The sequence below is a fragment of the Aristaeella hokkaidonensis genome (assembly GCF_018128945.1).
In the GTDB taxonomy this organism is placed as follows: domain Bacteria; phylum Bacillota; class Clostridia; order Christensenellales; family Aristaeellaceae; genus Aristaeella; species Aristaeella hokkaidonensis.
Genome location: NZ_CP068393.1, coordinates 1,061,546 through 1,084,423, shown reverse-complemented (window position 1 = coordinate 1,084,423; position 22,878 = coordinate 1,061,546). Strand labels below are relative to the sequence as shown.

Here is a 22,878-nt window from a genome sequence, read left to right as displayed (position 1 = left end):
CAGTCCTTTCTTTTTATATTTTATTTGCACAGCCCGTCCACAAGCTCCTGGAGACGATCCAGGTTTGCTTCAGCTTCCGCTACAGAAGAAGCTCTTGTAAAAAGGTACGCTTTGAGCTTCGGTTCCGTACCGGAAGGACGGACAATAAACTGATCATCTGCTGAAAGTGCAAAGGAGAGGACATCGCTCTTCGGCAGGCCGGTGTCATCATTATGATAATCAATCCGTTTGCAGCCATTGAGACGGGCATCCGTAAAGTCCGCAAGAGGAGCCCGGAGCGAAGACATGATGCTGCTCATCTTCCTGGATCCGTTCTCGCCTTCATATTCATAGGTCAGCAGGCGCTGGACATAAAGGCCGAATTCCGCGCGCAGCTCCTCCAGGCGGTCCAGGAGGGAAAGCCCCTTCTCCTTGAGCCCGGCGGCCATGTCGCAGAGGAGCAGAACGGCGTTCACCGCATCTTTGTCCCGGACATCCGTACCGGAAAGATAACCGTAGCTTTCCTCAAAACCGAAGAGGAAACGATCTGCCTGGTCTTCAGCTTCCAGCAGGCCGATCTGCTCACCGATATACTTGAAACCGGTCAGCACATTCCGCAGCTCCAGGCCGTATTTATCACACAGCGCACGGGCCATTTCCGTGGTTACGATGGTTTTGACCACAACAGGCGGAAGGCTGCCCTGGACAGGAAGGCGGTTCCGGCAGAGATAATCCAGCATAAGAATGCCCATATCATTGCCGCTGATCAACCTGACATCATTACCGACCCGGACGCCGGCGCCCATACGGTCACAATCCGGATCTGTGGCAAAGCACAGGTCCGCACCGGTTTCAACGGTTTTCTGAATAGCCAGGTTCATTGCCTCACGGATTTCCGGATTCGGATAGGGACAGGTGGGGAAGTGTCCGTCGGGCAGTTCCTGCTCGGTTACGATATCGACACGGATATTGCCGAGACGCTTCATAATTTCCCGTACAGGCACATTTCCGGCACCGTTAAGGGGCGAATAGACCACGTGAAGCTGCTCAGATGAAGGATGGGCCCGCAGGCTGAGAACAGCCTGATAATAGGCTTCAATCGTCTCATCGGTAATATACCGGATGGTGCCTGCGGCAAGATGTTTCTCAAAGGAGGGAAGACTGTCAGAAAGATCAGGCTGCTCACTGATTTTCTTCTGGATCCGGTCAGCGGCTTCCAGGGTAATCTGGCAGCCGTCGGCTCCGTAAACCTTATATCCGTTGAATTTGGCAGGGTTGTGAGAAGCGGTGACCATTACGCCGGCAGACGCAGAAAGATGACGCACCGCGAAGCTGAGCATGGGCGTAGGCTGGAGACGGGGATAGAGCCATACTTTGACGCCGTTTTCGGCCAGAACAGCAGCCGTCAGTTCCGCAAAATCACGGGAATGGATCCGGCTGTCGCAGCTGACAGCGCAGGAAGGATTGCTGAAGGTATCCAGCAGGTAACGGGCGAGGCCACGTGTGGCCTTCATGACTATAAAGAGATTCATCCGGTTTGTACCCGCACCAAGCACGCCCCGCAGGCCGCCGGTGCCAAAGGCAAGATCCCTGTAAAAACTGTCATTGATTTGATCCTGATCCATGGACCTGAGTTCAGACAGCAGCTCTTCCGTCATCGCGGAACAGTTCACCCAGGATTCATACTTTTCCATCAGTGTCATAAAAATGCTTCCCTTCAATCAAAATAAAAACGCGTACCATCCGGTACGCGTTGAATATCAGATTACGCTTTGTCTTCCGGAAGAATAGAGCTGTCCTTTGCGGAATGGATGGATCTTTTCCGTATCCCAGGTAAAACCGTCGAGCGTCAGTCGGATCCCGTTTTCCGCGAGCAGATTGGCCACATCCTCAAAGAGCACATAGAGATGACGGGCGAAGAAACCGGCCTGGGAACCGGCGGGCTGACACAGCAGGTCATTGATGCCCCAGACGCGGATCGGATCATAGCCGTCAAAGGCGAAGGAGGAAGCGTAAGGGGTAATACTGGCGCCTCTGAGATCACAGGGGGTATCGCCCAGCCAGCTGCCGGCATTGCGGAGAAGACCGTAAAAGCACTGGATCACACGGACCGGAAGGGAGAAACACAGCTCATCAATAAAAGACCCGTCCACCCGGTAAGTGCTGAAGGAGAGGATACGGTTTTCATAAAGGATGACACAGAAGCCGCCGTCCATGGCGCGCTGATCCTGCAGGAGGGGACGGAATTTGTACTGAAAGACAGGTTTGCTGCCGTAACCGGCAATCATTCCGCATACACCTCCCGAATCATAACTTTATACTTTATAATATCTAAATATATGATTCAGGTCAATAAGTTTCCACTACATGTTGTAGTCAAATTTGTGAATTTTTTGTAATATTTTGGACTATTTCTGCAGAAAACGCATGAAAGCGTTCCGGTTCTGTACCGGCGTCGTCGTGGGACGCCCCAGATCCGCGCGTGCTCCGCAGGCACACCTGACTTCAATGAGGACAGGACCGGCAGCACCGGGAAGGGAATCCTTCAGTACAGACTGAAGTGTATCTTCTGAATCTGCGGAAAAAACAGAAGGGTAACCGGCAGCTGAAGCCAGTGCAGGAATATTCATGCTGCCACCGCAGACCGGCATGCCTCCAACAGTTTCATGGGCACCATTATTGATAATGACATGAACCAGATTTTCCGGAAGGCGTTTTCCTATAACCGGCAAGGCACCCAGATGCATGAGGCTTGCTCCGTCGCCATCCAGGCACCAAACCATTTTATCCGGCTTTTCCACGGCAATCCGCAGGGCAATCATCGCAGCATGGCCCATGGAACCGACGGTCAGGAAGTCACGGGAATGATCTTCGCCTCTTGCTTCCCGCAGTTCAAAGATTTCACGGGAAAGCTTGCCCGTGGTGGAAACGAACACATCATCCTGGCCTGAAGCAGAAAGAATGATCCCGGCAGCCGTTTCACGCGTCATCCGGTATTGATTGCCGTATTCGGGTTTACAGTCGGACTGAAGCGCTCCTTTCCTGACGACAATGGCGGCGGTTTTGCCGCGGTTCATCTCTGTCAGGAGGTCATTGAAACCGCTGAGGAAGGTTTCATCGGAAGTGTCAGGAGAAAGAACCAGGTAAGGAATACCCAGGATATCCAGCTGATCCAGGGTTATAACGCCCTGCTTTTTATGCTGCGGTTCGTCCTTGACCCCGGGTTCGCCCCGCCAGCCCACAACCAGCAGGCAGGGAATGGCATAAACCTCAGGATCCATCAGGGACGCCAGGGGATTGACCGCGTTACCAAGGCCGCTGTTCTGCATATAGCAGAGGCCGGGACGGCCGGAAGCCAGGTAATGTCCGGCGCATAAAGCAATCGCTCCACCCTCATTGTGGGCGACAACATGGCAGTCGCTGTCCGTACCGTAACGGGCATAAAGCTCGTTGCAAAGCGCTTTCAGGAGTGAATCCGGCACACCGGTACAGAAGTCAATACCGGCTTTGTGACAGGCATCCAGAAGAACAGAAACATGCATAGAAGCCACTCAATCCTTCCAGTCCAGAGGATAGTCGGAAACAGCATAATCCAGGTATTTCCTGCCATTATCCTTCAGGGTGTTGATGATTCCTTCCTTCTTCATATCATCGGTGATCGGTGTGGGCGTATAGTTATTCCGGTCCTTAATGGACGTAATGCGGATCGGAATGATCCGGAATCCCAGATTGGAAGCTTCCTGTGTGTTTTTATCCACCAGGAAACGGGTCTGGAAAATATAGGAGTTCATATCATCCGGCCTGTCATTGCCTGAGAAGCAGAAATTACCCAGGGAATAACAGATATATACGCCGTTATACAGTTCGATGGGATTGATGCGGTGGGAATGATGACCGATGACGAGATCGGCGCCGCTGTCCACGGCAAGCCGGCCCATTTTAATCTGGTTCTGCGTGGGGCTGTAGTCCTTTTCACGGCCCCAGTGGAAGGATACGATCACAATGGGATACTTTTCCTTGGTTTCTTTTATGTCGGCAGCAACCTTTTCATAAAGGTTAGCATAAGGAGGATATTCCTTATCGTAGCGATCTATGCACAGATAGCTGAGCATGGCGATCTGGATATCGTTGACGTAGAAAACGCCGATTTCCTCTGAATTGGAGTAGACAACACCGGCATTCCGGAGCGTATCCTTCGTATCCTCATATCCTTCCTGGCCATGATCCATGACGTGATTGTTTTCCAGGCTGACCGCCTCAATGGAATTATCGGTCAGCACTTTCACATAGGAAGGAGAGATGTTGAACAGGAAACTGTTTCCCTTTTTGTTGTCCGGTACATATTTTGTTTCAGTAAAGGTACCCTCAAAATTGACCAGGGTCATGGTGTCGTTTTTAAAGATATCCCTGACATTGGCCATGGTGAAATTGATGTTGTCATCGTTTTTCTTTAATTCATCGTAGAATTTCTTGCCCTTTTTGTGATAGTTATCCCCGCCGATTGTAAAATCCCCGGTGCAGGTAACGGTGATAATCGTATTGCCGTTACTGTCGAGCTGATAGGTGGAGCTTTCCTCCTCGGTGAGATCGATGACTTCTTCAATATCCAGTTCATCCTCAGCACGGACGCAGGCAGGCAGAAGCAGCAATACAGAAAGAAGCAGTGCGGTTATTTTTCTGAACATTTGATAATCCTCCAGGTTAATCAGGAACGGGAAGCAACAAAATCACCTATCCGCTCCAGGGCGACGTTGATCTTGTCAACAGCTGTGGCGTAGCAGCAGCGAATATGTCCTTCGCCGGAAGCACCGAAAGCGTTGCCGGGAACGGCAGCGACGTTCTTTTCTTTCAGGAGTTCGGAACAGAATTCCTCACTGGACATGCCGGTGCGCTGAATGGAAGGGAATACATAGAAAGCGCCGTAGGGCACAAAACACTCAAGTCCCATGTCCCTGAAAGCAGTGACCATCAGCCTGCGGCGACGGTCATAGCTTTCACGCATAACGGCAACCGATTCATAATTGTTTTCCCGGCCGATCCGGAGCGCGGCGGTGGCAGCTACCTGGCCCTGACGGGGTGCGCACATAATGGCATACTGATGAATTTTATTCATAACCGTGATGATTTCTTCCGGACCGCAGGCATAGCCGACCCGCCAGCCAGTCATGGCAAAGGATTTACTGAAGCCGTTGATGGTAATTGTCCGTTCAAGCATATCCGGCACAGAAGCGAAAGCCACGTGGGTATGCCCGCCATAAACAAGCTCGGAATAGATTTCATCGGAAATGACCAGCAGATCATGTTCACGGACAACCCGGGCAATGGCTTCCAGATCTTCTTTTTCCATGATGGCACCAGTCGGGTTGTTGGGATAAGGAAGAATCAGCAGTTTGGACTTTGGGGTGATCATTTTCTCCAGGGTTTCAGCTTTGAGCCTGAAATTATCCTCCTGCCTGGTTTCAACAGGAACAGGTACGCCGCCGGCAAAAATGACACCGGGAGCATAGGAAACGTAGCTGGGATCGGGAACCAGGACTTCATCTCCATCTGTAATCAGGGCACGCAAAGCCACATCGATTGCTTCAGAAGCGCCGATGGTGACCAGTATTTCAGTTTCAGGCCGGTAAGAAATATTGTACCTGCCGGACAGATACAGGGAAATCTCATTACGAAGCTCAATCAGGCCCCGGTTTCCGGTGTACTGTGTTTCACCGTCGAGCAGGGAATTAATCGCAGCGTCACGGAAGAGATAGGGGGTTTTAAAATCCGGCTCACCGACGCCGAGGGAGATGGCATCCTTCCGGGATGCAGCGAGATCAAAAAAACGGCGGATACCGCTGGGTGGTACAGCAGCAATCCTGCTGTTCAGATACTGATCGTAGTTCACGGTGAGATCACCAGCCTGTGATCAGCGTCATCGGTTTCGAAAATGACGCCTTCTTCTTTATATCTCTTCAGCACAAAGCTGGTCGCCGTACCGGTGACCGTTTCGAGCGGAGAAAGCTTGGAAGCGACAAAAGCCGCCAGCTCCTTCAGCGTACGGGCTTCCACGAGGACGAGCAGATCGTAGGAACCGGACATCAGGTAGACGCTTTTGACTTCATCAAAGCGATAAATCCGGCGGGCAATCGCATCAAAACCCATGTCCCGCTGGGGTGTGACACGTACTTCAATCATGGCTTCCACACGCTCACGATCGGTACGGTCCCAGTTGATCATGGGGCTGTAACGAAGAATAATCTTCCGGTTTTCAAGATCTTCTATTGCAGCTGCAACCTCTTCCAGGGAGGCTCCGGTCATAACGGCCATCTTTTCAAGGGGAATACGGCAGTCTTCCTTAAGAATATCAAGGAGGGATGCTTCGAGTTTCTTCATATTCTGATGCTTCCTTTCCTGAATATAAAACACAGATATTTTACAACATTCACAGAGACATGACAAGCGAGAAACAGGGAAGGTACCGTACGGAGAAGAAGGTATAAAAAAACTTCCTGATTTAATCAGGAAGTAAATGTCTGGGTGAGAGGATTCGAACCTCCGGCCTCTTGAACCCCATTCAAGCACGCTACCAAACTGCGCCACACCCAGATAATCCACATTGCCGTTCCGTTTGTTCCGACAACGTCGATTACTATATCACGCGTATCAGGCGATGTCAATAGTTTTTGATCATCTGCCTGTGAAAAAAAGCATGAAAAGAAAAGCGGAAAGATGAGGAACCAGGATTACTTTGCACCGGTTTTCAGAGATTCAACCTGCGTGCGAAGTTCTTCAACTTCCTGCTGCATGGAAACGGACTGTTCAGACCATTCTGAAAGAGACTGTTTTGCCTCCTTCAGGCTATTGTTGACGAGTTTAAGGTCATCCTGGAGCGCCCGTTTATCAGCGTCAATAGCTTCCCAGGTACTCCGGCTTTCCTCAAGCCGAAGTTCAACATCCTTCAGCTGTGAACGGAGACGGAAAAGATTGAGACTGCAGACAGCCATCAGTATGACGGACATGATCAGCACAATACTCAGGATGATTTTGACCGGTTTATTCATTGCTCCTGACCCTCCGATCCGGAACTGAGTTTTTCCTCCAGTTCCTTTTTCTCCTGGCGGAGCTGTTTGCGCTCCTCCTTCAAAGCCTTTTTTTCTTCAGCAGCCTGGTCTGCCAGGGGCTGCACACTGGCCAGTTCGTCCTGTGCGGCTGCCAGGGCTGCCACAGTTTCATCATACTCATGTTGCTGCTTCCGTTCACGCCCCTGGCTTGTTTCGAGACTGACGTTCGCATCCTGCAGTCTGAAACGCAGGCTGCTGACGGTGGGAAGATACCAGGCAATAAACAGGACGCACAGAAGCATCACCAGTACAAAGACAACAGGGAATACAGATTTCCGTCGGTTCATGGCGAATATCCTCCGATATTTAAGAGTAATGACAGTTTGCTTTGAGGAATGTGATTACCTGATTCCACCAGGGGAACAGGACGTCATTGACAGAACGGTATATTTCATGACGGGCGCCGGGAACAGAAATGAACCGTCCGTTCTGAACCCTGCCGATAAAGGCCTGCTGAGGTTCACGTTCCACACTGAAGTCTGTTTCCGCGGAGAAAAGAATGACAGGGCAGGAAATGCGTTCCGGCGCATCCGGTGCCAGGATCTGTTCCGTAACATGAACAGCTTCATAGGACCAGCGATATGAAGGGACGCTGTTTCTGAATTCGGTGCGTGAGGACTTGATGGCGTCATACCAGGCAAAACGGTCCGGATCAGTGGCACAGGAAGTGCTGAAGTTTTCAGGACCGGAATAAGGTTTCATAAAGAAAGGACAGTGTTTACCGCGGCCCAGAGAAGAGGCTGCGGCGGCAAGCGCCGAAGCCAGCGGTACGGGAAGGGAGCGGATATAAGGCGCAATCATAGGTGAAGAGAACACAGCACCAGAAATTTCATGATTTCCGCGTTCCAGGAAAAGAGAAGCAACAGCACCGCCCATGGAGTGCGCAAAAATGAACCAGGGTGACAGCAATTCCTTCCTGTATGTATCATATACAATCTGAAGATCTGACACATACTCAGAAAAATGGTCCACATGGGTGATCGAACAATCCGGAATTCCGTCCGCCCTCCAGGAACGGCCATGACCGCGCTGGTCATAAGCCAGCACCGAAAAACCAAGATGAAGAAGGGAAAAGATGAGTTCGGAATATTTCAGCGCGTTTTCGGTGAAACCATGGACAATGAGCACGGTTGCGACAGGGTGATCCGCCTGATAAGAAACACAGTAAAGGGGACGGTTTTCAAAGCCGGGAATGACTGCAACAGTGCCTTTGGACTCAAGCCAGGGCAGGACAGTATCGTTCATGATCCGGCTGTAGGAGGAACCGGACTGAACAAGATAATCCTCACTGAAAACTTCTGTCATGAGATTGCCTCCCGTCTGTGCTCCAGTAATCACTGATCAGAAAGACTTGGTCTTAAAGCGCTTGTGGATCCGATAAGGATTGTAGAATGTCTGGGGAGTGCTGACAGAAACATTCAGGGAACGATTCCGGGTTGCATTCAGCACCAGGCCGACGCCGCCCATATTTGTCATCATGTTGGATCCGCCATATGAAAGGAAGGGCAGCGGAATACCGGTAATCGGCATGAGGCCCAGGGTCATAGCTATATTTTCCAGCACATGGAACAGGAGCATGCCCATTACCCCGATAATAATCATCCGGCCGAATTTATCCCTGGTGAACCAGGCCAGGTACAGCATCCGGAGAAGGATCAGGACATATCCGCCCAGAACAGCTACGCAGCCGACGAAGCCCCAGGTTTCGCCGATCGTGGAATAAATAAAATCTGTCCAGTCCGCAGGCACGTAGTTCAGCTGGGAAATGGCGCCGGTAACAAACATGCCGTTACCTGTCAGGCCGCCGGATCCGATGGTCATCTTGGACATGGTCTGCTGGTAAGCGTCTGAAGAGGAATACACTTCAGGATTCAGCCAGCCGGCAATCCGGGCAAGACGATAATCCGTTGAATGGGTAAAGGTCATATATCCGTAGATTGCCAGAATACCCAGGATGGCAAGGGCAGCGAGAACAGAAAGCGTTTTGAGGGAAACATTCGCGAAATACATCATCACGGCGAACATGAAGATAATGACCAGCAGGGAGCCGGTTTCACCCTGGAGCAGGATGACTACGCCGGGGATGATGACGATCATGAAGATATGGATAAAGGATTTTGAATCGGACATGGGGCTGTCCTGTCTGGAGAAGTTTTTGGCAAGCACCAGGATCATGGCCAGCTTCATGAATTCCGAAGGCTGGATGGTGTAACCCCACAGGGTATCAAGCCAGGCTTTAACGCCCTGGGCACGGTTAAAAATCGTTGTAACAGACAGCAGGATAAAAGCCGCCCAGTAGAACCATTCCGCACGACGTCTAAGAATATCGTAAGGGAAGGCCATAATCACGCCGATGACGAGGGGCGCCATCAGGACAAACAGGCACTGCTTCAACGCGTAGGAAGACTCAATAATATGATTCAGAAACGAAGTGTCCTCAGAGGAATTGGGAGAATAGGTCGCGACACAGACAGCAACGATTCCGAAAAGTGCCATGGCAAAAACAAGCGCGATCAGAATACCGTCCACATGTGCACGGGCATGACGGTTTTCAGTGATCGTCAAGCGGAATCACCTCCTTGACAGAACGGGAGAAAATACGCTGCAGAAAAGATTGTTTTTTGCAGCCGTACATGGGAAAAGCCGGAGAACCGCCCCGTAGGCGTGAAGCAATCCGAAGGACCGCATTCCGGGCTTCACAGTCGTAAGCAATAAAAAGGGAATGCCGCAGCATTGCACGGCTGACCACCGTATCTTCCGGAATCTCCCCAAGCAGGGACAGATCCATTACTTCAGCGACCGTACGGGCAGACATCATTTCATGGGAACGAATCAGGTCAACGTCCAGCCGGTTGACAATCAGGCAGGGCCTGCTGAGCTTTTTGGCTTCCATGACCTGGACGACCCTTTCCGCGCTCCTGACGGAGATATCATCCGGAGTGACAACGAGCAGCACTTCATCCGCGCCGGCATTGAGAACATTGCGCAAACCGCGTTCGATTCCGGCAGGACAGTCAATGAACACATAATCATAGGCGGAACGAAGGGTGGAGATAATCTTTGTAAGTTTCTTAGGATCCAGGTTTTTTGCTCGCGCAAACTGTGCCGCCGGAAGAAGATAAAGGGAAGAAATAGCTTCGCTTTCAAGGACAGCCTGATCCGCGCTGCAGTCCCCGTTGGCCAGGTCGATAAGATCATAAACAATCCGGTTTTCCATGCCGAGCAGTGCGTCCTGTGAACGCAGGCCGATATCCGCGTCCACAATCACAACCCGGTTTCCGGCCTGGGCAAGGGCTGCGGCGAGGTTTGCGGTCACGGTGGACTTGCCTACGCCGCCTTTTCCCGAAGCAACAGCATAACAATGAGACATATCTTCCTCCGTTTACAATTACGGCGCCAGCATATTGCCGTAAGGCAGTGTGATTTCGACTTCGCGCAGATCCTTCTGATTCATATACCATTCAATGAACTCTTTCGGCGCATGGCAGGATTCTGAACCGGAATATCCATTGGGAATAAAGCAGGCGATGGCGATTTCAGGATTTTCGTAGGGTACGAAGCAGACAAACCAGGAGTTGTTCTCCAGGTCAATGGAGGTAACCTGGGCGGTTCCTGTTTTTGCTGCAATCTGCTTCTGATAAGGCCAGTTCCTGAAATACTTACCGGCGGTACCGGATTCGTCAGCAACGCCCTGCATGCCTTCATGAATAAGGTGCATGTATTTGTCCGCGTTGGGAATGGTATTGATCAGGGAAGGTTCACGCTGGGACAGGATTTCACCGTCCGGAGAGGTAATGTTATCAATCAGGGAGACGTTGTATAACTTACCGCCATTTGCTACAGTAGCCACGTAACGGGCAACGGCAATGGGGGTAAGCACGGTAACAGACTGGCCGATACCGGTCAGGATGGTCTGGCCGCCACCCCACTTGATGTCATTCATGTAGTTGTAGGTATCGCCGATGACGGACTGAAGATAAACCATTTCCTTGCTCATGTTCAGTTCTTCCATCAGGATGGTACGCATACTGTCCAGCCAGTCACTTTCATTGGTCCTGACAGCCATGTCCATGAGTTTTTTCGCGCACACCGACAGGCGCTCATCATCATAATAGATATCCCGGAAACCACCGCAGTTACGCAGATGTTTCTTGATGGAGTTGAAAACGATGATGGGCAGGGACGTATCCTGATTTGCTTCGTTGACAGGACGATCCGGGTCATACAGGGTTCTCTGGCTGCCAACGACGGAGCGGACCTCACCGGGCAGGTCGATACCGGTCCGGCTGGTGAGACCGAACAGGTTCGCATAACGATACAGCAGTTCTTCCTGCAGACGGTCAGATAATTCATAAAAGAAGTAGTTGCAGGAATGCTCCAGACCGTCCTGAATCGTCTGGTTGGCATGCTGCCACCGGGCGTTTTTGCTGATCCAGCATTTCGGCGCGGTGGAAAGGTCCTTGTTGTATTTGGTGAAATAACCCGCATCCGTGATCATTTCACCTTCTGCAAGTTTTCCTTCAGAAAGGGCACCCATGGCCGTCACCATCTTGAAAATGGATCCGGGTGTTCCGCGGGCATGGATACCGTAATTCAGGAGAACGTTGCGTTCATCTCCCAGGATTTCCATGGCTTCATCTCCACCGGCAACCAGCGCATTCAGGTCATAGGTGGGATAATTGGCCAGGGCCAGGACGCGGCATTGCATATCCAGCACGATCAGGCATCCGTGTTCCGCCAGGGCCAGCGGATACTTGTTCCAGTCACGCTTATGGATATCCTTTTTGTTATCTTCTTTCCATTTTTCGGTATCAAGCTTCTTTTCCTGAAGATCACGGACTTTATTGACATTATTCCTGATACATCTTTCAGCTTCAGCCTGATAGGCGGCGTTGAGGGTAAGTTTGACGTTGTTGCCGTCCTGGGGGTCTATGTGCAGTTCTTCAAATTCACGAACGATCCGGGACATCTGGTCACGTTCCACCACGCGCTGGCCTTTGCGCACAGAGGAATTCTGCGTCAGCCAGTCTTCCATGGAGTACTCGATGCCGTCGCGGCCGATGGTATCATTATATGAATAGCCTTTGGCCTGAAGGTTCAGCCAGGTGGCCCGGGACGGAATAGCACCGGTATAACCGATAATCTGGCAGGCCAGCGTATGACGGGGATAAATCCGCTTGGTGCCGATTTCAATGCTCATACCCGGCAGCATCATGGCACGGGTTTCAATTTCAATAACGGTTTCGTATTTAACGTCCTTGGCAATAACAATGGGCTGGGAGTTGAAGATATTCATCTGCATTTCCGAATAAATGGCCATGACTTTCAGCATGGTTTCCTCGGAAATATCTTCATCCAGATTGTATATTTCCCTGACATCGCCATCCAGCTGATACCGTTTTTTAAGTGCTTCAATACACTGCAGCGGCGTGCCGTACTTGGTTGTATTGGTCAGGTAGTTATTGGAACGCCACTGGCGCTCACGGGTTTCCAGAACAGACTCGGAAACACCGCTGCCGAAATGGAATTCCCAGTCTCCGACAGCGACATCCGGATTGGGATCAATGATCTTTTTGACAATGTTGCCGGCTTCGTCTTTTTCCTCCACTTCCTTCGGCTCAGGCTTGCGCCTGATGACGAAGGAAACATCTATGGTTCCGCCGTTTTTTTCCACAATTTTGATGGTTTCAAGAATGGAGGCAGTATAACTTTTGTACAAAGCCTTTGAATTGGCGGAAGCATCCTTCTGAAAGGTCACATTGTATATATTCTCATCCGCAGCCATCAGCACGGAGTCTGAGGTGGTAATATTGCCGCGCTTGCCGCGAAGGGCGATGGTTTTGGTTCTTGTATCCTGTGCTTTTTCAAGCAGTTCGTCACTCTGATCCAGCTGAAGTCTGACAAGACCAGAAATAAGCCAGGTAAAAATGCCAAAGAGAATAACCAGAAAAGCAGCATAACGCCAGAATTCGGGTGATTTCTTTTTCTTTTCCATTCATTACGCTCCTTTCACAATCAGATTACCGGTCAGTTTTTGCTGAAGACTACCGGCGCGCTTTTCAGAACGAGAACGCTGGATTTTTTGCCGAGGATCAGACGGCGGAGCGGAACCAGCAGGATGAGGCAAAGCAGGGAAGTCAGCAGCACGTTGCCAAAACTTTTCAGAATATGTGTGAAGGTCAGTGCGTTGCCGCCGATATAGATGTAGGTCAGATTAATCACTTCGTAAACCAGGGTATTCAGTGCGGTGCAGAGAACCGTGCGCTGCCAGGCGGGCATTTCCTTTTTCTTTTTATTGGTCGCCCTTTCATATTCCAGTGTTTTCAGGGGTTTATCCGCAAAAGCAAAGGAACAGAACAGGGTTGAGACGGGATACATGGCCAGATTTACAAAAGTGACGGATGGAAGCATAATCTCCATCAACAGGCCGTAAATCACGCCAACCCAGAAGGCCCTCAGTTTGCCGTAGGCGACAGTCACGATCCCGATGACAACGAAAAGCAGATTCGGGGAGATGCCGAAAGGCCGGATATAGGGCATAATACAGACTTCACAGAGATAGCCGAAGACCGTAATCAGCACAAAGGCAGTATAGCGGCGGACAAAACCGGTCTGGTATCTCCTTGTGGATACCTTCTGCATACCTTATTCCTCCTCAAACGTCATGTCTTCCGGATCGGGAGTGAAATAAGGCGTAGCTGTGGGGGCAAACGTGGGAGTGGGGGAAGGCGTCGGTTCTCCGCGTATGCTCTTCACATTATACTGAAGAGGTGTTTCATAGGGTGTCGGGTCAGGAGAAGGCGTGGGAATGGGCGTGGGAGAAGGCGTTTCCGTCGGATCAGGTGTGGGTTCAACGGTTTCAGCAGGATTTTCGGAATCCTCACCGTTTTCCTCATCTTCGCCGTAGTCCTCCTCATCGTCATTCCTGTCGGACAGGAAATCAGAAGCAATTTCCTGAATCGGCGGTACAGGACGGGCCGTATCCATAGGCTCAAATTCAATCGTTTTTTCTTCCCGTTCTTCAACCTGTCCGGCCTTTGGCTGATACAGGAGTACAATTACGCGCTCCAGATGCTGGAAATCGGCAGAGGGATTCACAACAATATACTGTTTGTTGGCATCCATTCCGCGGGTGCTTTCCTCAACGGTTCCGATCGGGATTCCTTTGGGGAAAGGCATACCGATACCGGAGGTAACCACCAGGTCACCGGGACGAGGAAGTGTTTCATCCGGCAGATAATTCATCCAGCATTTCGGTTTGCCGGTTGTACCAATGCCAAGGGTTCCGCGGATAACACCCTGGTCACGGGTGGATTCGATAAGCGCGGCGACATGGGCATCTGAGTCAATGATGGTGCGGACAGTGGATTCATCCTTATGAACTTCTTCAACATAACCGATCATGGAATACTGATAGGTGACGGCCATATACTGTTTGACTCCGTCATCTGATCCCTTGTCGATGGTCATGGTGGAAAAGTAGTTGGAATCGGATTTGCCGGTAACGCGGGCAACCAGCGGCATCATATCCCTGTTGGCAGCAACTTCCTCCGTCAGATCCTCATATTCGCTTAGCATCTGTTTTAACTGGTCAGCCTGCATGGCTTTATAGACGAGCTCTTCATTTTCCTTGACCAGCTTGTTGTATTCCTCCTCTATATTGGCACGAAGCTTCATGCTCCTGAAATAACCGAAAACCGTTTCGGTCAGCCCGGAGAAAAAAGACTGGACAGGCGAAACAACAGCGGAAATGGTGTTTTCAGGCATATCAAGATAGGGAGTATCTTCGTATACGCGATGGAAAATAAACGCGGCAACCGCCAGGAGCAGGGAAAGAGTAACCAGTCCAAGAATCACGCCCCGAAGAATCGGATGCGGTTTGCGGGCTTTTTTGCCGGATTCATATACAGGCTGCAGGTTTTCGTCCAGCCTGATACCGGAGGAATAAACCGTACCGCGTTCTGAAGCGGCTTTTTCTTCAGGTGCAGCATCGGAACGGGAATCATTTTCTTCCAATTCATTATCGTTTTGTGATGTCCGCTTCCTCAGCTTACGGACGGCTTCTTCCGGCGTGTCGGAGGAAACCGGATCGGATTCGCTGTCTGAAAAAGACTGCTGAGGATCATCATAAATAAAATCATCTGTAACAACAGGACGACGATCGTCCGTTTTGCGTTCAAGACGTCTTCTGCCTGCCATAGGCCGGAGCTCACCTCCTTACGGTAAATACTGAATTATTTCATGGATGGCCTGGAGCGTTTATCCTGGGGCGTGACCAGCTGGATGTTTTCGGTCAGGTAACCGATGCCGAGAATACAGCAGTCGCCCGGATCACGCGCAAGCAGCACGGGCATACCAAGGCTCTCAGATATAAAACGATCCAAACCAAAAAGTCTTGCACCGTCCCCGGTTAAATGGATGCCGCCCTTCATAATATCAGCAGCCAGTTCGGGAGGTGTTCTTTCCAGCACCCAGCGGATGGCTTTGACAATGGCTTTGCAGGGATTTTTTACGGCTTCATATGCCTGCTCGGACGTGAACTGGACCGTACCGGCAGAGGTGTTCAGCTGATTGACACCGCGGACATGAATCGTACGGGGTTCGTCCAGGGGCAGGGCGGCCGCAAGGTCCTTTTTGATGTTTTCCGCGGTCTGATTACCGATAAGGATATTGCATTCCTTACGGAGGAACTCTGTAATTGCTTCATTAAATTTATTGCCGCCAACCTGGATGCTCTGGGAAACGACCAGGCCGCCGAGGGAAATAACCGCGACGTCAGTAGTACCGGCGCCGATATCAACCACAAGGCTGCCGATCGGATCATAGACCGGCAGGCCCGTTCCAATGGCGGAAGCAAAGGGTTTCTCGATGAGAAAGACACGCCTGGCCCCGGCCATGCGGATAGCTTCCATCAGGGCCTTGCGGTTGACATCATCCATACCGCAGGGGATGGATATAATAATCCTGGGTTTTCCAAGATAGGAAACACCGACAGCTTTGCGGATAAAATAACGGAACATCAGTTCGGCAATATCAAAATCCGCAACCTGTCCGTTCCGGATCGGTGCCACAGCGATCAGCTGATCCGGTGACCTGCCGTAAAGGAAACGGGCTTCATCACCGACCGCTTTCACGGTGTGCTTGTTTTCCCTGTCAAGAACCACGAGGGTAGGCTCAGAGATGACTATGCCGCGCCCGCGAACATAGACATTGATATTCTCCGTGCCAAGATCGATACCGATATCAGGTGCCAGAAAAGGCATAATCAATCATCCTTCAAACAATGTGATGGGTTCCGGCCGCTGCAAGGAGCGGATATCCCGCCTGAAGCAGCAGAGAACGGACAAGGTAAAGAGGAAGCCCGATAACAGAGGTGTCAGAACCGTCCAGATGGGTAACCCACATGCCTGCACGCCCCTGTAAAGCGTAGGCGCCGGCTTTGTCCATCGGTTCTCCCGAGCGGACATAATCCGCAATTTCGGCATCATCAACGGAAGCAAAAGTCACATCAGTCCGGTCTGAATCGGTAAAAACACGGCCGTCCGGGGAAATCACCGTAACACCGGTATAGACCTGATGGGTCTGTCCGGAAAGCATACGGAGCATCCGGATAGCATCCGGAGGATCCAGGGGCTTGCCCAGTGCTTCCTCCCGGAAAGAAACGAGGGTATCTGCAGCAAGAATAAAGGATCCGGGGTGAGATTCGGCCGCGGCCTGCGCCTTCCGGAGGGAAAGAATCCTCACAGCTTCACCCGCAGGAAGGGAACAGGTTTCATCTACGTCAGGAGCGTCTGTTTCAAATACAAGACCGATCCTGTTCAGCAATTCGCAGCGGCGCGGAGACCGCGACGCGAGCACGAGGTTTTCCAAATGGGTACTCCTTCCATAGTAAACATTAAACTATCGTATTATATCATAACCATGAATGAAATAAAAGTGAAATTGACAAACGCGCTGGCTGGTTTATATAATGTAGTGATAAATAAATCCGGAGGCGAAAGTTCTTCATGACTAAAGCACTGATTTCCGTTACAGGCCTTGATTCCACTGGTATTATCGCCCGCGTTGCCACCAAACTCAGCGAGATGAACATCAACATTCTCGACATTACCCAGACCATTCTCGGCGGTTACTTTACCATGATGATGGTTGTTGATCTGGACGGTGCTCATTTACGTTTTGAAGAAATCGACCGTGAACTCCAGCCTGTCCGTGACGAACTGAAGATGACCATCCACATGCAGCGGATGGACATATTCGACGCCATGCACCGTATCTGAGGAGGCCTGATATATTATGATAGAAACAGGCGAGATTCTTCAGACAATGCGCATGATCCAGGAGGAGAATTTTGATATCCGCACGATCACGCTGGGCATCAACCTCCTGGACTGTTCCGATCCCGATCCGAAAAAATGCGCAACCCGGGTATATGACAAAATCTGCCGGGTGGCCAAGGACCTGGTACACACCGGGCAGGAAATAGAAACAGAACTGGGTATTCCGATTGTCAACAAGCGGATCAGCGTTACTCCTGTCAGCATGATTGCTCAGGGTGACCCGAGGCCGATCGCCCGGGCACTTGATAAAGCGGCAAGCGAAGTGGGCGTCAATTTCCTGGGCGGCTATTCCGCACTGATGCATAAAGGCGCCACGGCTGCGGATGAAAGACTGCTTGCTTCCATTCCGGAAGTGCTGAGTGAAACCAGTCTGCTTTGTTCCAGCGTCAACGTCGCTTCCACACGGGCAGGCATCAATATGAACGCTGTACGTGAAATGGGAACGATTATCAAAAAGACCGCGGAACTGACCTCCGATTCAGACGGACTTGGCTGCGCCAAACTGGTCGTCTTTGCCAACGCGGTGGAAGACAACCCGTTCATGGCGGGCGCTTTCTGCGGAACCGGTGAACCGGAGTGTGCCATCAACGTTGGCGTTTCAGGCCCCGGCGTCGTGAAAGTCGCACTGGAAAGCGTAAAGAATGAGCCTTTTGACGTAGTGGCTGAGACCATTAAGCGTACCGCTTTCAAGATCACCCGCGTCGGACAGCTTGTGGCCAAGGAAGCCAGCAGGCGGCTGAATATCCCATTCGGCATTGTAGACCTGAGTCTTGCGCCCACACCGGCACGCGGCGACTCCGTCGCGCATATCCTGACCGAAATGGGACTTGAATATGCCGGAGCTCCCGGTACGACGGCCGCGCTGGCACTGCTGAACGACGCGGTGAAAAAGGGCGGCATTATGGCCAGCAACCATGTAGGCGGCCTGAGCGGCGCCTTTATCCCGGTCAGCGAGGATATCGGCATGATTGAAGCTGTTTCTGCCGGCGCCCTGTCCCTGGAAAAACTGGAAGCAATGACCTGCGTCTGTTCCGTCGGTCTTGATATGATCGCCATTCCGGGAGGCACATCCGCGGAAACGATCAGCGGCATCATCGCGGACGAAGCAGCCATCGGCATGATCAACAATAAGACTACAGCGGTTCGTGTCATTCCCGCCGTCGGTAAAAAGGCCGGCGATACGGTGGAATTCGGAGGACTGCTCGGACACGCACCGGTGATCCAGGTAAACGAATTCGGCAATGAAGCATTTATCGCAAGGGGAGGAAGAATTCCCGCGCCCTTACACTCCATGAGAAACTGACCTGACAGAAAGGAAAGCCATGAGCAATTTTGTTGACCGCGTAAAAATCACAGCCAAAGCCGGAAACGGCGGCAACGGCTCTGCCTCCTTCCACCGGGAAAAGTTCGTCATCAACGGCGGACCGGACGGGGGAGACGGCGGCAGCGGCGGAGATATCCTGATCTACGCCGACGTCAATATGCATACACTGCTTGATTTCCGTTTCAAGAGCAAGTATACCGCTGAAAACGGAGAAGACGGCAAGGCCAACAGATGTACGGGCAAACGCGGCGAAGATCTGCTGATCAAGGTACCGGTAGGCACGGTGATCTATGACGACGCGACGGACCGGGTCATGGCGGATATGGATCAGCCCGGTGAAACAAGGCTGCTGCTGAAAGGCGGAAAAGGCGGATGGGGAAATCAGCATTTTGCAACGCCCACCCGTCAGGCACCCAATTTTGCCAAACCGGGAGTCAGAACCGAGGTACGTACGCTGCGGCTGGAATTAAAAACCATCGCGGACGTGGGGCTGATCGGCTACCCGAACGTCGGAAAAAGCTCCATCCTGAGCGTTGTTACCAGCGCCAGGCCCAAGGTCGGAAATTATCACTTTACGACACTGACTCCGAACCTGGGAATTGTGCGCCGTTTCGGAAAAGATATTGTGCTTGCCGATATTCCCGGACTGATTGAAGGCGCGGCAGAAGGCGCCGGACTGGGGCATGATTTCCTGAGGCATGTGGAAAGAACACGACTGCTGCTGCATGTTGTGGATATTTCCGGCAGCGAAGGACGTGATCCCGTCGACGATCTCGATCAGATCAACTCGGAGCTGGACCGATACGGCGATCTTTCCGAAAAACCCCAGATTATTGTATGCAACAAGACAGACCTGCCCGGTGCGGAAGAAAACCTGAAGCGCATCCGCGTCCTGGCCGAAGGGATGGGTGTACCGGTTTTTGCAGTCAGCGCGGCCACACACCAGGGATTTGATGAACTGCTTGATGAAACCGCCCGGCAGCTTGAATCCCTGCCTCCGGTTCTTCATTATCATGAGGAAGAGATTCCTGAAGAAAAAGAAGATCCGGATGCTTTTGAGGTTACGGAAGAAAAAGGAATCTATATTGTATCCGGGCCCGGAATGGACCGCCTGATCCAAAGCGTGAATTTTGAGGATCAGGAAAGCCTGAACTGGTTCCACAGAACGCTGCGGCGGCTCGGCGTTATTGATGCGCTGAAGGAAGCCGGAGCAAAAGAAGGTTCAACAGTCCAGATTGCGGATATGGAATTTGACTTTATTGAATAAGAATCTATACGGAGGCGAAAGAGATGACCGGAAAGCAGAGAGCCGCACTGAGAAAAATGGCCAACGGGCTTGATACAATCATATATATTGGAAAAGAAGGCGTTACGGACAGCGTGATCAAAGAAACATACGATGCGCTGGAAGCCCGTGAACTGATCAAGGGATGTGTACAGCAGGGCGCGCCCCTGGATGCAAAGTCAGCCCTGACGATCCTGTGTGAAAAAACAGGAGCTGAACCCATTCAGTTTATCGGACGCAGGTTTGTGATGTATCGTCCGAGCCGGGAGAATCCCAGAATTACGATCGAATAATACAGGGAGCGTTCAGGATGAAAGCAGCGCATATCAGGGAATACCCGGGCGGCCGTATCCATATGATCGGAATCGGCGGGAGCAGCATGAGCGGCCTGGCAGAAATGCTTATTGACCAGCATTACCAGGTTACCGGCAGCGACAGGGATGAAACCTACCTGGTTCATTACGTCAGGGAGAAGAACGCGGAAGTCCATATCGGCCATAAAGCGGAAAACGTGCACGGTGCTGATCTTGTCGTATATACTGCTGCCATTCCCGCGGATAATCCTGAAAGAAAAGAAGCGGAGAGACTCGGGATCCCGTGCATTGAACGCGCCGAACTGCTTGGACAGCTGATGGAAGGATATAAGTATTCCGTCGGAATCTGCGGAGCGCACGGCAAGACAACCGTAACGTCCATGCTGAGCCAGATCCTGCTTGAAAACAATATGGACCCCAGCATCGCCATCGGCGGCAGGCTGGACGCAGTCGGCGGAAGCACACGCATCGGCCATAACGGTATCTTTGTCGCTGAAGCCTGCGAATACAACAGAAGCTTCCTTCATCTGTCGCCTACGGTGGCTGTGGTGCTGAATATTGACGCGGATCACCTGGACTGTTACCGCGATATTGATGAAATTGAAGAAACATTCGGGAAATACCTTGCCCTTGTGCCCGAAAACGGCGTTGCCATCGGCAACGGGGACGATGAGAGGATCAGAAGGCTGTTCAGCATACTGAAATGCAGGACAATCACCTTCGGATTCGGCAAAAACAATGACTGGTATCCGGAAAACATGACTGAGGATGAGCGCGGTTACGCTTCTTTTGAACTGTTTTACAAGGGAAAGCATGCCGCTTTTGTCAGGATGGGTGTACCCGGAACCTTCAATGTCATGAATGGTATGGCCGCGATCGCAACATCGTTTTACCTTGGGCTGGAAGCGGACAAAGCTGCAGAGACCCTGGCGCGTTTTGTCGGCGCACACAGAAGATTTGAACTCACCGACAGGATAGACGGTGTGGATATCTATCATGATTACGGCCATAATCCCACAGAAATGAAAAACGCCCTGTCCATTGCCAGGAAAAACTGCATGGGCAGGCTCTGGGCTGTTATGCAGCCGCATACCTTCAGCAGGGTACGCACGCTGTTCGACCAGTACCTGACCTGTACCAGAGCTGCAGATTATACGCTTGTTACCGATATCTGCGCAGCCCGTGAACCGGATCCGGGTGACCTGAACAGCGGTATGCTTGTGGATGGGATGCGGCGGAACGGGATAGATGCCGTATGGACGCCTTCCTTCAACGACACGGAAACCTACCTGAAATCCCACTGGAAGCCCGGAGATCTCGTACTCACCATGGGCTGCGGAGATATCAATCTGCTGAATGACCAGATTCACCGTCATTATCTGGAGGAGCAGGGAAAGGGAACGCGTCATGATTCCGAGAAACAGGAGGATTGTTGATCTTTCCGCCATTGAACATAATATGAGGCTGATCAGGAATGCTGTTCCGAAACCTGTAAAAGTACTGGCAGTGGTCAAAGCGGACGGATACGGACACGGGGCGGTACAGACCGCCCGGGCTGCGATCGCCGGAGGCGCCGATATGCTTGCGGTAGCGGCTGTCAGCGAGGGTGCAGAGCTGCGTGAAGCCGGCATTATGCTCCCGATCCTCGTACTGGGTGCAGTGACAGCTTATGACGTCAGCGACGGAGTCCGATACAGCCTGACCCAGACTGTCTGCTCACCTGAGATGGCCGAACTCTGTGAGAAGGCAGCTGCAGAGCAGGATAAACAGACCAAAGTCCATCTTAAAATTGACACAGGAATGGGCAGGATTGGCATAAGGCATGAAAACGAAAGAGACCGCATCCTGGAAACCCTGCGTTCCTGTCCTCATGTTCAGCTGACAGGGGTGTTCACCCATTTCTCAGACGCAGACGGCGATGAGGACGGCATCCGATACACCCGTAAACAGTACGAACGATTCCTCCAGATGATCGAACCGCTTCCGAAAGGCATTATCCGCCACTGCTGCAACTCGGCGGCCATTCACAGATTTCCAGAGATGGCGCTGGATATGGTGCGGGCAGGAATCAGCCTGTACGGCTATCCTCCGGTGCCTGACACTTTCGGGCTGGTGCCGTGTATGACATGGAAAGCGGCCGTCAGCTACGTCAAGGAACTGGACGCCGATGCCTCCGTCAGCTACGGACGGAAGTACAAAAGCGAAAAGCCGATCCGTACGGCCACCGTGACCTGCGGTTATGCGGACGGATATCACAGGGCGTGCTGGGAAAAAGGATATGTGCTGATTCACGGACAGAGAGCAAAAATCCTCGGAAGAGTCTGTATGGACCAGCTTGTTGCCGATATCAGCGGGATTGAAAACGTCCGGCCGGGGGATGAAGCGGTTCTGATGGGCAAATGCGGTAGCGAAAGCATTACCGCTGAAGATATTGCCGGATGGGCCGGAACAATCAGTTACGAAATCCTTTGCAGTTCTGCCGGAAGGGTTGAACGCGTTTATACCGAAAGCTATACAGAACGGAGCAAATGAA

At 51.7% G+C, this 22,878-nt stretch carries 22 protein-coding genes and 1 tRNA gene; 6 read left to right on the top strand and 17 right to left on the bottom strand.

Annotated elements, in window-relative coordinates; all coding sequences use genetic code 11:
* Window positions 1-20 precede the first annotated feature (20 nt).
* From JYE49_RS05025 to JYE49_RS04945, 17 genes are all read right to left on the bottom strand, one after another.
* Window positions 21-1,682 (bottom strand): phospho-sugar mutase, encoded by a 1,662-nt coding sequence (locus JYE49_RS05025; protein WP_093956360.1) that lies wholly within the window; start codon window positions 1,680-1,682, stop codon window positions 21-23.
* 57 nt (window positions 1,683-1,739) lie between these two features.
* Window positions 1,740-2,267, bottom strand: coding sequence for a hypothetical protein (locus JYE49_RS05020; protein ID WP_093956359.1), 528 nt, complete (start codon window positions 2,265-2,267; stop codon window positions 1,740-1,742).
* Window positions 2,268-2,387: 120 nt separating this feature from the next.
* The gene (gene aepY, locus JYE49_RS05015) at window positions 2,388-3,521 is read right to left on the bottom strand and encodes a phosphonopyruvate decarboxylase (protein ID WP_093956494.1); all 1,134 of its coding nucleotides are present in this window, start codon (window positions 3,519-3,521) and stop codon (window positions 2,388-2,390) included.
* Window positions 3,522-3,530: 9 nt separating this feature from the next.
* Complete coding sequence (locus JYE49_RS05010) at window positions 3,531-4,664, bottom strand: CapA family protein (protein ID WP_093956358.1); 1,134 nt, start codon at window positions 4,662-4,664, stop codon at window positions 3,531-3,533.
* A gap of 20 nt (window positions 4,665-4,684) precedes the next feature.
* Window positions 4,685-5,866, bottom strand: a complete 1,182-nt coding sequence (locus tag JYE49_RS05005) for an aminotransferase class I/II-fold pyridoxal phosphate-dependent enzyme (RefSeq protein ID WP_093956357.1) — start codon at window positions 5,864-5,866, stop codon at window positions 4,685-4,687.
* On the bottom strand, window positions 5,863-6,354 hold the full coding sequence (locus JYE49_RS05000; protein WP_093956356.1) for an Lrp/AsnC family transcriptional regulator: 492 nt from the start codon (window positions 6,352-6,354) through the stop codon (window positions 5,863-5,865). Before JYE49_RS05000 ends, JYE49_RS05005 begins: the two co-directional genes overlap by 4 nt.
* Before the next feature lie 139 nt (window positions 6,355-6,493).
* Window positions 6,494-6,567: transfer RNA gene (locus JYE49_RS04995), tRNA-Pro, on the bottom strand.
* A gap of 137 nt (window positions 6,568-6,704) precedes the next feature.
* Complete coding sequence (locus tag JYE49_RS04990) at window positions 6,705-7,022, bottom strand: hypothetical protein (RefSeq protein ID WP_093956355.1); 318 nt, start codon at window positions 7,020-7,022, stop codon at window positions 6,705-6,707.
* Window positions 7,019-7,369, bottom strand: a complete 351-nt coding sequence (locus JYE49_RS04985; protein ID WP_093956354.1) for a hypothetical protein — start codon at window positions 7,367-7,369, stop codon at window positions 7,019-7,021. The genes JYE49_RS04990 and JYE49_RS04985 overlap by 4 nt, the downstream gene beginning before the upstream one ends.
* A gap of 19 nt (window positions 7,370-7,388) precedes the next feature.
* Window positions 7,389-8,387: an alpha/beta fold hydrolase gene (locus JYE49_RS04980; protein ID WP_093956353.1), complete on the bottom strand. Its 999-nt coding sequence runs from the start codon at window positions 8,385-8,387 to the stop codon at window positions 7,389-7,391.
* Between the two features lie 36 nt (window positions 8,388-8,423).
* Complete coding sequence (locus tag JYE49_RS04975; protein ID WP_093956352.1) at window positions 8,424-9,647, bottom strand: FtsW/RodA/SpoVE family cell cycle protein; 1,224 nt, start codon at window positions 9,645-9,647, stop codon at window positions 8,424-8,426.
* Complete coding sequence (gene minD / locus JYE49_RS04970) at window positions 9,634-10,452, bottom strand: septum site-determining protein MinD (protein ID WP_093956351.1); 819 nt, start codon at window positions 10,450-10,452, stop codon at window positions 9,634-9,636. Before minD ends, JYE49_RS04975 begins: the two co-directional genes overlap by 14 nt.
* Before the next feature lie 18 nt (window positions 10,453-10,470).
* The gene (locus JYE49_RS04965) at window positions 10,471-13,077 is read right to left on the bottom strand and encodes a peptidoglycan D,D-transpeptidase FtsI family protein (RefSeq protein ID WP_093956350.1); all 2,607 of its coding nucleotides are present in this window, start codon (window positions 13,075-13,077) and stop codon (window positions 10,471-10,473) included.
* Window positions 13,078-13,109: 32 nt separating this feature from the next.
* Complete coding sequence (locus tag JYE49_RS04960) at window positions 13,110-13,724, bottom strand: rod shape-determining protein MreD (RefSeq protein WP_093956349.1); 615 nt, start codon at window positions 13,722-13,724, stop codon at window positions 13,110-13,112.
* Between the two features lie 3 nt (window positions 13,725-13,727).
* Entirely contained in the window at window positions 13,728-15,281 is a 1,554-nt protein-coding gene (gene mreC / locus JYE49_RS04955; RefSeq protein ID WP_093956348.1) for a rod shape-determining protein MreC, read from the bottom strand.
* Window positions 15,282-15,316: 35 nt separating this feature from the next.
* On the bottom strand, window positions 15,317-16,345 hold the full coding sequence (locus JYE49_RS04950) for a rod shape-determining protein (protein WP_093956347.1): 1,029 nt from the start codon (window positions 16,343-16,345) through the stop codon (window positions 15,317-15,319).
* A 13-nt stretch (window positions 16,346-16,358) separates the two neighbouring features.
* Complete coding sequence (locus tag JYE49_RS04945) at window positions 16,359-16,952, bottom strand: Maf family protein (protein ID WP_093956346.1); 594 nt, start codon at window positions 16,950-16,952, stop codon at window positions 16,359-16,361.
* Window positions 16,953-17,089: 137 nt separating this feature from the next.
* Here JYE49_RS04945 and JYE49_RS04940 point away from each other — a divergent pair, with 137 nt between their 5' ends.
* The 6 genes from JYE49_RS04940 to alr are packed head-to-tail and all read left to right on the top strand — an operon-like array spanning window position 17,090 to window position 22,877.
* Window positions 17,090-17,362, top strand: a complete 273-nt coding sequence (locus JYE49_RS04940; protein WP_093956345.1) for an ACT domain-containing protein — start codon at window positions 17,090-17,092, stop codon at window positions 17,360-17,362.
* 19 nt (window positions 17,363-17,381) lie between these two features.
* Window positions 17,382-18,725: a PFL family protein gene (locus tag JYE49_RS04935; RefSeq protein ID WP_488153969.1), complete on the top strand. Its 1,344-nt coding sequence runs from the start codon at window positions 17,382-17,384 to the stop codon at window positions 18,723-18,725.
* A 19-nt stretch (window positions 18,726-18,744) separates the two neighbouring features.
* Window positions 18,745-20,013, top strand: a complete 1,269-nt coding sequence (gene obgE / locus JYE49_RS04930; protein WP_093956343.1) for a GTPase ObgE — start codon at window positions 18,745-18,747, stop codon at window positions 20,011-20,013.
* Window positions 20,014-20,036: 23 nt separating this feature from the next.
* Window positions 20,037-20,324, top strand: coding sequence for a YhbY family RNA-binding protein (locus tag JYE49_RS04925; protein WP_093956342.1), 288 nt, complete (start codon window positions 20,037-20,039; stop codon window positions 20,322-20,324).
* A gap of 17 nt (window positions 20,325-20,341) precedes the next feature.
* Window positions 20,342-21,781 (top strand): UDP-N-acetylmuramate--L-alanine ligase, encoded by a 1,440-nt coding sequence (murC, locus tag JYE49_RS04920; RefSeq protein WP_093956341.1) that lies wholly within the window; start codon window positions 20,342-20,344, stop codon window positions 21,779-21,781.
* On the top strand, window positions 21,702-22,877 hold the full coding sequence (gene alr / locus JYE49_RS04915; RefSeq protein ID WP_093956340.1) for an alanine racemase: 1,176 nt from the start codon (window positions 21,702-21,704) through the stop codon (window positions 22,875-22,877). Before murC ends, alr begins: the two co-directional genes overlap by 80 nt.
* The last annotated feature ends 1 nt before the right edge of the window (window position 22,878 follow it).